The 11,016-nt window shown below is 67.8% G+C and carries 5 protein-coding genes; 4 read left to right on the top strand and 1 reads right to left on the bottom strand.

What is annotated here, in order from left to right; translation table 11 throughout:
- Positions 1 to 6 precede the first annotated feature (6 nt).
- The 4 genes from ACSU1G_RS18375 (at position 7) to ACSU1G_RS18360 (ending at position 9,976) form a co-directional block, all read left to right on the top strand.
- On the top strand, positions 7 to 4,053 hold the full coding sequence (locus tag ACSU1G_RS18375; protein ID WP_439281421.1) for a hypothetical protein: 4,047 nt from the start codon (positions 7 to 9) through the stop codon (positions 4,051 to 4,053).
- 166 nt (positions 4,054 to 4,219) lie between these two features.
- Positions 4,220 to 5,701: an MFS transporter gene (locus tag ACSU1G_RS18370; RefSeq protein ID WP_439281420.1), complete on the top strand. Its 1,482-nt coding sequence runs from the start codon at positions 4,220 to 4,222 to the stop codon at positions 5,699 to 5,701.
- Positions 5,702 to 5,759: 58 nt separating this feature from the next.
- A complete protein-coding gene (locus tag ACSU1G_RS18365; protein ID WP_439281419.1) occupies positions 5,760 to 6,944 on the top strand; it encodes an exonuclease SbcCD subunit D in 1,185 nt (394 codons plus the stop codon).
- Positions 6,944 to 9,976, top strand: coding sequence for an AAA family ATPase (locus ACSU1G_RS18360; protein WP_439281418.1), 3,033 nt, complete (start codon positions 6,944 to 6,946; stop codon positions 9,974 to 9,976). Before ACSU1G_RS18365 ends, ACSU1G_RS18360 begins: the two co-directional genes overlap by 1 nt.
- A gap of 67 nt (positions 9,977 to 10,043) precedes the next feature.
- Here the strand turns inward: ACSU1G_RS18360 and ACSU1G_RS18355 are convergent, their stop codons facing one another.
- Positions 10,044 to 10,997, bottom strand: coding sequence for an aldo/keto reductase (locus ACSU1G_RS18355; protein WP_439281417.1), 954 nt, complete (start codon positions 10,995 to 10,997; stop codon positions 10,044 to 10,046).
- Positions 10,998 to 11,016 lie beyond the last annotated feature (19 nt).

The raw sequence follows: 11,016 nt of genomic DNA, 5'->3' as shown, positions 1-11,016 counted from the left end.
GATGACATGATCTACGACCCGGACAAGGCCAGAAAGATTCTCGGTGCACCCGAGTTCTCCCTCGCTCAGCGCTGGGGTGGCGACCTCGCCCAGGCTGTCGACTGGGATAACGAGCTGCTGCGCGAACCGCGCGTCTGCGTGCCGATCGATGTGCAGGCGCTCGTGGTGCTGGGCGATGATCCGGACTCGGCCGGCGTGCGCCTGGATGGCCCGCTGACGCCGGGGAGGGCCGTTCCGGCTGACGCGGAATCTGACGTCAAACGCACGGCGCTGACGGGGTCCGACCCGTTCGATGAGCCGACGCCGCGCGAGACGGGCATCCACCTGCATTGGGCGATGCCCGACGCGCTGATGAAGGGGCGGGCATCGGATGGCTCGCCCGCCGCCCGCGACCTTGGAATGGCTCCGTTGCCGGACCGGTGGGTCATCACACGGATCCTCGTACCGGCGACGGGGACGAAGGCTGTCACACAATCCTGGGCTGTCGACGCGCTCACCGGGGCGGTCTGGCCGCTGGGTGAGAGCGGTGCGCCGGCGCCCGCCGACACTGAATCCGTGGCGGCGGGCACTCTCAACGGCACCTCGGGCGGCACGCTCACCTGGACGGCCGCCTACGACGCCGCGCGGGGACGCTTCACCTTCCACGATTCGCAGGACGACCTCGCCAGAGATGCGACGCTCGGCGGCACCGTGGCAGGTGGGCCAGTGGGCGGACGTGCCACATACCTTGTCGTCGGCTGGTGGGCGGATGCTGATCGCGACCCGCTCGACGGGATTCACGGCACGGCGGCTCGCGGTCGCCGGCTCACCGCACTGAAATGGAAGCTGGTAGAACAGGCGGCGCCCAACCATTCTGCTGTGCCGACCGGCGCCGCAAGCACCTCCACCGGAACACCGAGCTCGGGCGCGAGTGTCGTCTCGGACTCCGCTTCCGCCTTCCGGTACAAGGGGGTGTCGGTCTCGCCCTCGCTGCTCGCCGGGTTGGGCATCGCCGATGCCCAGCACATCCGTCCGGCGAATCCACCGCGGCCGGAGGCCTCCACGCTGCTGCATGGGGCAGTCATCGGCGTACCCGCTCTCGTCGAGGGTGCCCGCGAGCGAGTGGCACCGGCAGAACAGCGTCCGTCCGCCGAGCGCGTTTCGATCGCACTCGGCTCTTCACTCTCCGATGCGCTGGGGGCGCTCGCCGCACGCTCACTGGCACCGGCAGCTGTGGGCGAGGAGCGTGAACTTTTCGAAGAGCTCGTTGAGGCGTTCATCCGCGGCAGGCTCACCGATCTCGATGACCCGGCGGGGGCTGCTGAGATCGACGAGGGTCTTCATTCCGGTGGCTTCGAGACCGTCGCATCGCCGTTCCCCGGAGTCACAGACCGGCTCGTCGACGGCGCGGTGCCGCTGAACGACCAGGGGCGGCGTATCGGCACGGTGCGCTCGGGTGTCTTCGCCGGCATCAAGAAAGCCGACTCGTACAAGATCACCGCAGACCAGAGTTCGCTGTACTTCGTCGGCGGGTATAAAAAGGGCTCGCCCATCGGTGTGGGCGACGCCGCCCAGACGGCCACGGTCGCGGACGCGTACAAAAGCTCGCTCTACAGCGTGCACGCCGATGTCGCGCATGCGGCGTTGCCGATCGCGGCGGCGCAGACCGCGGCATTCCAGCAGGCGGCCGGTGCCGAGCATCAAGCGGGATCCGCCGCGCGGAAGGCGGCTGCGGCCCCGAGGGTGCGCACAGAGGTGCGGCCAGAACCGCCGTTCTTCCAGGCATCCGACCCTTATCTGCTGGTGCGAGGCGCCGGGCGCTTTCCGCGTCACGGCGGAGATGGCGCGTGGCTCGACGACGGGCGGCTGAAGGTGCGCTCGCCCAGCCTGATCTCTGACCACTACAAGGACGTGCTGGCGGGATCCGAGGTGCTCGCGCCTCTGGCCTCCGGTGCGATCCCCGCCGAGACTACGGCGCTCGCAAGAGAAGCACTGCTGCTCAGCGACTTCGCCTCCGGGTGGCTCGCGCAGCGCGCTGCGGAGAAGTCCGCGCCGAAGGGGCGGAGAGGACCCGACGCGAAAGTGGTCCGCGCCTACGAGCGGCGCTTCGAGGCGGAGCTGCTGCTGCGCTATGACGAGACGGGTGCGTACACGGGCGATGCCGTCTCGGTAAGCGCGAAGCTCGACACCGCCGACCCCCGCGTGCGCGAGCAGGTGACGCAGGGGCTGCTGTATCAATCGGTGCTGGGAGGCACCTCCCCCTCACCGGTCGGGATCACGGCGTGGGCACAGCCCTGGTGTCCGCTGTGGCTCGAGTACCGCGTCGATGTCGAGGGCCGTCCCGGCTTTGCCGGATGGGATCTCGGGTCGCATGACTTCACCGCCGTGGAGGGGCCCTCGGGCGACGTCGTGCGCACGGCCGTCGCCCGGGTGCCGCTGACCACCGGCGTCGCGCACGCACTCGGCGACAGCATCGGGCAGTACCTCAAGGAGGAGCGCACGCGCGATGCGGACAAGAAGGCCCTCACCGACGATGAGCTCGTGGGCGCGCTGGGATTGCTGCGCAATTTGGGGGCGAGCGCCGATCTGCTCGGTGCGTCTCTCGATGGTGTCCGACGAAGGATGCTGGGGCTCCTCGAGAGGGCATTCCAGGCGACGGATGCCGACGGTGAGGTCCTCCTGGAAAGTGCAGAGCATCCCGTCCTGTTGCTGGGCGGTGCGGTACGCGTCACGGGGCTGCGCGTCGTGGACACCTATGGGCGCGTGCTCGACCTCGACCCGCAGTCGGCGATCGTGCCAGCCCGGCTCGAGGCCGGTGCCGGTGCCAGCGCCAGTTCGGGTGCGGGTGCGATGCTGCGGGCGCCGCGGTTCACCCCGCCGACCCGGGTGCGCGTGCGGTTCGTCGGTGCGGAGTCGACCGGCGTCGACGGGGCGAGGGATGCCCGCATCGACGAGTCGGATGCCTCGGCGCAGGTGAGTCCCGTATGCGGGTTCCTGCTGCCGGATCACGTCGATGAGTCGATCGAGGTGTTCGGTCCGGATGCGACCGCGCTCGGCGAGCTTCTGGTCACCGGTCAGATCGGATCCTCTGGCGGTGGCGTCATCTGGGAGCCCGCTCCTGGTCGCCCGGTACCGGCGGATGCCGCGCCCTCGGTCGGCCTGCTTGCCGACGAGCATGTGCTCGGCCGGTTCGCCACCGGAATCGTCGTCGCGGATGCCGCGGCCCGAGGGTCCGAGCGAGCCACGCCCGATGCCGAGTCGGCGCTCGCCGCCCTGCTGCGCTCTATCGACACGACGCTGTGGACGGTGGACGGCAACGCCGGTGCCGGGTCCGCCCAGCTGGCGTCGATCGTCGGTGCGCCGCTCGCCGTCGTTCGCGCGGTCGTCAGCGTCGACCTGCTCGATGACACGTCGTCTCTCGCGCTGTCGGAGGATGAGGCATCCGCTCGCCGTGCGGCGTACGCCGATCTCTCACAGGATGGTGTCCCGGTGCGCCTTGGTGCGCTCAGCCGACCCGACGACGGGCTCGTGGCCTGGTTCGTTGACGATGACTACTCGCGCGTACATCTCGTAGACAAGGCGATCCTGAACGCCGCATCGCCCGCCGGGCACGGCAAGGGATTCCTTCAGGGCTGGGGGGTCGTGGTTGATCCGACCGGTGTCGAGCCGATCACGCACGAGTACGTATCGTCGGAGACCGAGCTCATCGTGCATCCGGGTGTCCCGCGGATGCTGACACTGCTGATGACGCCCGGTGCCGCCGTGCACTTCACGAGCGGGATCGTCCCGCAGGGTCGGGTGCAGCTGCAGCGTGGATGGTTCACGCCCGCGTTGGACGAACTCGTACCGGCGGTGCGAGTGGGGCCGGTGCTGATCGATCCGGGCGATGTGCGGCTGCCGCTGGTCGCGGCCCTCGGCGAGAACCAGTCCCTCACCGTGCGAGAAGGACCCACCGCGTGGCGTGACGACGCGATCCTCGCGGCGACCCAGTCGGCCGTGCTCCCCGACCGGGCGACGGTTCTGCGCGAGGGGTGGATTCGGGTCAGTCCCGGCGCGGAATCGGACCGTCGGTGATGCCGGTCGGCCGCCGTGGCGCGGCATCCGTCTCAAATTCTCAGGAATACGCGCGTTAGTATGGAACTCTGCTCAGCAACGTTCGCTGAGGCGGTCAGCTTCCGAACGGTAGCTGGTCCGAGGCTTGAAACCTCCGGCATCCTCATCAGACACCGGAGGTTTTTTCATGTCTCAGACCCTGCGCGCCCACCCCAAAGCCAAATGGTGGGCCCTGTTCGTCATCTCTCTGACTCAGCTCGTCGTTGTCCTGGACGGCACCATCGTCAACATTGCCCTGCCGCAGGCTCAGATCGCCTTGGAGATGGACGATCACCTGCGCCAGTGGGTTGTCACTGCCTACGCGCTCTCGTTCGGAGCACTGCTGTTGCTCGGCGGACGTATCGCCGACTACTGGGGTCGCAAGCGCACCTTCATGGTCGGCATGGTCGGCTTTGCCCTGGCATCCCTCTATGCGGGTCTAGCGGCCGCAGGGTGGGAGCTGATCCTCGGACGCGCCCTGCAGGGTGTCTTCGCCGCGATGTTGGCGCCCGCCGCACTCGCGCTGCTGACGACGCTGTTCCCGTCCGGCAAGGAGCGCAACGTCGCCTTCGCCGTCTTCGGAACGGTCGCCGGCACCGGGGCCGCCGTCGGCATGGTGCTCGGTGGATTCCTCACCGAGTTCTTTGACTGGCGCTGGTGCCTGCTGGTGAACCTGTTCTTCTGTGCGGTCGGTTTCATCGGTGGTGCGCTGTTCCTCACCGAGAGCCGCGCTGCCGGCGACAAGCGGTACGACCTGTGGGGCGCGCTGCTCGTCACTGCCGGCCTCGCGTCGTTCGTGTATGGCTTCAGCCTCGCGGAGACCGGCTGGACCAACCCGCTCACGATCGGCTTCATCGTGCTCGGCCTCGTTCTTCTCGCGGTGTTCGTGTGGGTCCAGGCGAAGGTTTCCAACCCCCTGCTGCCGTTACGTGTGGTCACGAACAAGGTGCGCGGAGGGGCTTTCCTCATCCAGGCCGTCGCCGGCAGCGTCATGATCGGCGCGACCCTGTACCTCACCTTCCATCTGCAGATCGTGCTCGGCATGGGCGCGCTCGAAGCCGGCGTCGCCAGCCTGCCGCTGCCGCTGGGCACCATGGTGCTGGCCGGAGTTGCGACGAAGATGCTCGGTCAGATCGGTCCGCGCCTGATGCTCATCAGCGGACCCCTCGTGGTCGCAGCGGCGCTCGTATATCTCTCGTTCATCACCGCGGATGGCAACTATTTCATCCAGGTTGCCCCGGCGCTGCTGGTCATGGGACTCGGAATGGCGTTCGTCTTCATTCCGCTGCAGAACCTCGCCCTCACCGGCGTGGCACCGCACGACGCCGGTATCGCCTCCGCAGTCACCAACTCGGCGATGCAGATCGGCGGATCGGTCGGGCTGTCGGTGTTCACCGCGGTGTATGCGGCCGTCGTCGGTGGTCACGCGCAGGGCGAGGTCGGACTCGACGTACTCACGGACGGCTACGGTGCAGTGTTCCTCGCCGCAGCGGTCGCCATGGTGCTGGCATCCGTCGTCGCGTTCACGATGGTGCGCGGCCGCAAAGAAGACCTGATGCCCCAGCACGCTGTGGTCGCCGCCGACAAGCCCGTCTCCTCGGATACCGACACGCTGTCGCTCGCGCACTGATTCGGATGCCGCGGCGGGCCTCGGCGGTAATGTCCGAGGCCCTCCGTACGGTGTAAATATGCGAATCCTGCACACCTCTGACTGGCATATCGGCCGCACCTTCCATGGCAACTCGACCATGGATGCGCTGGCCGAGGTCTTTGGTGCGCTGATCGCCCAGGTGCGCGAGCTGTCTGTCACCGAAAATCCCGTCGACGTGGTCGTCGTCGCGGGAGACGTGTTCGACTCCGCGACCCCGGCCGGTCCCGCGTACACGCTGCTCGGCGACACACTCGCCGCTCTCCACGACACCGGCGCTAAGGTCATCGTCACGAGCGGCAACCACGATTCCGCGGCGCGACTCGGGTTCCAAGCGCGACTGCTGCGCGACGGCATCCACATGATGACCGATCCACTTTCGATCGGTGAGCCGGTCACGATTGATGATGCCGACGGCCCGGTGCACTTCTACGGCATTCCCTACCTCGAGCCGGCGATCATGCGGCAGTACTGGGCGGAGTCTTTCGAGGGCGGCGTCACGCTGCGCACTCAGGCGCAGACCATGGCGCATGCGATGTCGCTGGTACGGGCCAGCATGGCGTCGCGCGAGGGCCGTTCCGTGGCGATCGCGCACTGCTTCGCGGCGGGTGTGGATGCGACGGCGGGACTCGAGCGCGAAGTACGCCAGGGTGGGCTCGACGTCGTACCGCTGAGCGTCTTCGACGGACCGGACTACGTCGCTCTCGGCCACATCCACGGACGCCAGACGCTGAGCGAACGGGTGCGGTACGCCGGGGCGCCGCTGCACTACAGCTTCGGCGAGCAGCACAAGGAGCGCGGCTCTTGGCTGATCGACCTCGATGCCCCGGGCTTCTCGTCGGCCGAGTGGCTGGCACTGCCAGTGCCACGCCGACTCGTCACGCTTACCGGAACGCTCGATGAGATCCTCTCCGACGACAACATCGCGGCACATGCCGACGACTGGGTCTGCGCGGTTTACACCGACGTGCTGCCGCAGGCCGAACCGATGCGGCGACTGAAGGAACAATTCCCGCATTGTGCGATGGTGCAGCACGCTCCTGTCGGCGGGGCCGAGCGGGTAGAGCGCTCCTACGCCGCGCGGCTGGAATCTGCCGTCACTGACACCGAGCACATCGAGGCGTTCCTTGAGCACGTGCGTGCGGGCCAGGGCCCGAGCGAGCGTGAGAGCGAACTCATTCGTGAGGTGCTCGACGAGCGCGTGGTCGCCGAGGCTCTCGTCTAGTGCGTCTCCACAGCCTCGAGATCGAGGGGTTCGGCCCGTTCCGCGAACGACAGATCGTCGACTTCGACAGCTTCGCCGACGACGGTATCTTCCTCATCGCAGGGCGTACCGGCGCCGGCAAGTCGAGCATCCTGGATGCTGTCTGCTTCGGCCTCTACGGGGGAGTGCCACGATACGAGAGCGGCGACAAACGGCTGCGCAGTGATCATTGCGACCCGGAAGACCTCAGCGAAGTCGTCGTCGAATTCAGTACGACGGCTGGCAGATATCGCGTGACGCGCTCACCGGAGTACATGCGGCCGGCGAAGCGCGGTGGCGGATTGACGAAGCAGGCTTCGGGTGTCCAGCTCGATACTCTCGCCGACGCCGGTTGGGTCACGCTGGCTGCGAAAGAGCGGGAGGTCGGGCATGAGCTCGACGAGATCCTGCAGCTGAGCCGTGAGCAGTTCCTGCAGGTGATCCTGCTCGCCCAAAACAGGTTCGCGCGCTTCCTGCTCGCCGACAGTAAAGAGCGGCAGACGCTGCTGCGGCGATTGTTCGGCACCGAGCGCTTCGAAGACGTGCAGTCTCGTTTCGATGATCGCCGCAAGACGGCAGAGAACGCGCTCTCCGGGCGCCTGGCCACCGTGAACGCGGGCCTTCAGCAGGCTGAGCGGATGGTGACTGCTGCAGAGCTGTGGGGCGAGCATGAGCCCGTTGATGCATCCGCGGAAACGACCCCAGAGCGCCTCGAGCACCTTCGCGTCGCGCTCGAGCGGGCCGAGTATCAGGTCGAGCGCCGATCTGCCGAGAGCACGGAAGCCGAGACCAGAAACACCGCGGCAGAAGCAACGCTGACCAGCGCACGCGAGGAGCGCAAGGCGCAACAGGATCGAGACGCGGCCCGGGTCGCGATGCAGCGAATCGACGCCGAAGAACCCGAGATCGCGTCGGCACGGACGACGCTGCAGCGTGCCAGGACGGCCGAGGCGCTGCGCGCAACGCTCAACGCCGCCGAGCGTGCCGCGAGCGACCGCGAGATTGCCGAGATTGCCGAACGTGCAGCCCGCGAGGCCTGGGTTGCCGCTGACATCGAACTTGTTGACATCGAACTTGTTGACATCGAACTTGTTGACATCGAACGCGGCGAGGTCACCGCCGGGGCACTGGAAGCATGGGCTGAGGAGCGGACCAGCCAGAGTGGCGAGTGGAAACGCGCGGCCGAGCTCGAACGAAGTGCCCCGGCTCTCGCTGTGGAGCAGAGGAACGCCGAGGAGCAGGTCGCCGCAGCATCCGCTCTCGTCGCCGCGCACGACACGGAACGGGCGGAACTTCCGGCGCGGGTCACCGAGCTGACCGCCCAGCGGGATGCCGCGCGGCGCAGCGCCGACCGCGTCGATGATCTGCACACAACGCTGAACGCCGCGAAGGCACGACGAGACGCGGCAGTGAAGGCCGAGCGGCTTCGTGGTGACCTCGACAAGGCCGAGCGCGCGCTCGTCGCGGCCAGCAGTGCGCTCGATGAGGCCCAGCTCGCGCTCACGCTGCTGCGTCGCCGCCGTTTGGACGGCTTCGCCGGTGAGCTCGCGACCGCACTGATTCCGGGGGAGGCCTGCACCGTGTGTGGGGCGACTGAGCATCCCTCACCGGCCGAGCACAGCGATCCTGTCTCGCCGGAAGACGTCGAGGCGGCCGAAGTCGTGCGCGACACCGCAGCACAGGGCGATCGTGCGGCGCTCGACAGGGTGTCCGATCTGAAGCGCGATCTCGCCGCTGCCGCAGCCATGGCGGAAGAGCGCTCTGTCGCTGCGGCAGAGGACGAGGTAGCCGCTGCGACAGCCGTGCACGCCGCGGCACAGGCAGCCGTCGGTGCACTCGCCGCCGCGATTGCGGCGCTGGGCGAGGCCACGGCGCGTTCGGTGCAGCTCGAGAAGGATCGTGCAGCAGCGGCGGATGCGCTGGCGAAGTCGCGCGAGACGCTCGCCCTGATCGCCCAGCGCAGTGCTGAGGCGCAGACTGTTGTCACCGCAGCACGTGGATCCTTCGGCACTGTCGCCGAGCGCATCGCCGAGGTCACCGCGCACGTCGCGGCCGCCCACGCGCTGGCGGATGCTCTCGAAGAGAGCGCCCGGCGTGAGGTGGCACTCACCGATGCCGCGGCGGAGCAGACGCGCGCGCTCGCGGCATCCGATTTCGACGGTGCCACTGCCGCACGCGAGGCGCTGCGGTCGGCAGCCGAGCAGCAAGGGCTGGAGGAGCGCATCACTGGCCACACCGTGCAGCGTGAGAAGCAGCGCGAGCTGCTGCTGGCGCTGGAGATGCGGGCGCTTCCCGAGGAGCCGATCGAGCTCAGCGCGGTGGAAGAATCGGCGGCTGTCGCTCGTACGGTGTGGAAGGCCGCGATCGATGCGGCAGGGCGAGCGGAGACCACCGTCGATCAGCTGAGCGCACTCATCGCGTCTGCCGCGGCCGAGTACGCCAGCAGCGCGGCGCAGCAGGCAGACTTCGAGGTGCTGAAGGGCCTCGCTGACACCATCGCCGGGCGCGCCGGAAATACGCACAAGATGACGCTGGAGACATTCGTGCTCGCCGCCGAACTCGAAGAGATCGTGGGGGCAGCCAACCGCCGCCTCAGTGACATGTCAACCGGACGCTACCAGCTGCAACACTCCGATGCGCTCGCGGCCCGTGGCGCGGCATCCGGGCTCGGTATCGTCGTCTTCGACGCGTTCACCGGGCAGACGCGCCCCGCGCAGTCGTTGTCAGGAGGGGAGACCTTCCTCAGCTCACTCGCGCTGGCGCTCGGCCTCGCCGAGGTCGTTACGGCGAGAGCCGGCGGCATCCAACTCGACACGCTCTTCATCGATGAAGGCTTCGGGTCCCTCGACGCCGACACTCTCGAGATCGCCATGCGCACGCTCGACGAACTGCGCTCCGGCGGACGCACCGTTGGCATCATCAGCCACGTCGAGTCGATGCAGGAGCAGATCCCCGCGCAGCTGGTGGTAGAGCAGACCGCCAGCGGACCCAGCCGCATCCGCCCCGCTCTCTGAGCTCTTCGGCAGGCTCAGTGAGCCTCGTAGAACCAGTGACCATGTGTCGGAGCGCCCGGGCCCCACCTCATGCGTTCGCAGGACTCCAGGCTGAAACCTCGTCGAGTGCGCGCAGTTCCTCGGGGGTCAGCTCCAATGTCGCGCTGGCCAGCAGATCCGCCACCTGCTCCACCCGTGACGCGCTCGCGATGGGAGCGGCAACAGCCGGCTGAGACCGCAGCCACGCCAGGGCGACCGAGGCGATCGAGGCGTCATGGGCAGCGCTGATGCTCTCCAACTCGCCGATGACGCGCAGACCGTGTTCGGTCGCATACTTCGAGGCTCCGCCAGCGCGTGCGGACGTGACAGCCGTCGCATCCGTTGACCGGTACTTGCCGGTGAGGAATCCGCTCGCCAGTGCGTAGTACGGAACCAGGCTGAGTCCGAACTCCTGGGCGACAGGGGTGATGTTCTCCTCGACGTCGTTACGGTGCACGAGGTTGTAGTGCGGCTGCACGGCGACGGGCAGTGCAATGCCGGCATCCTGTGCGAGGGAGATCCACGAGCGGATGCGGCCTGCCGAGTAGTTCGACACTGCCGTGTGGCGCACCAGGCCGTCGGTGACGAGCTGTCCGAACGCCGCGACCGTCTCCTCGAGCGGAGTCTCGGCGTCATCGAAGTGCGCGTAGTAGAGGTCGATCGTGTCGACGCCGAGACGCTTCAGCGAGGCCTCGGCAGCAGCGCGGATGTTCTTGGCCGAGAGGCCCCGGAACTCCGGGTGGCTGCTGACCTTTGTGGCGATGATGACACCCGACGGCTTGCGCGCGGCGAGCCACTCTCCGATGATCGTCTCGCTCTCGCCGCCGCTGTTGCCAGGCACCCAGGCGCTGTATCCGTCGGCCGTGTCGATGAAGTTGCCACCACCTGCGGTGAATGCATCGAGGATCTGGAACGACGCATCGCGGTCGGCGGTCCAGCCGAACACGTTGCCCCCGAGGGTAAGAGGGAATACATCGAGGTCGCTACGGCCGAGGAGGGTCATGGAGTCTCTCTTTCTTTCG

It is taken from the genome of Microbacterium sp. A93 (genome assembly GCF_051842835.1).
Note: the sequence above shows the minus strand (reverse complement) of the source record. Positions and strands in the feature narration are given on the sequence as shown.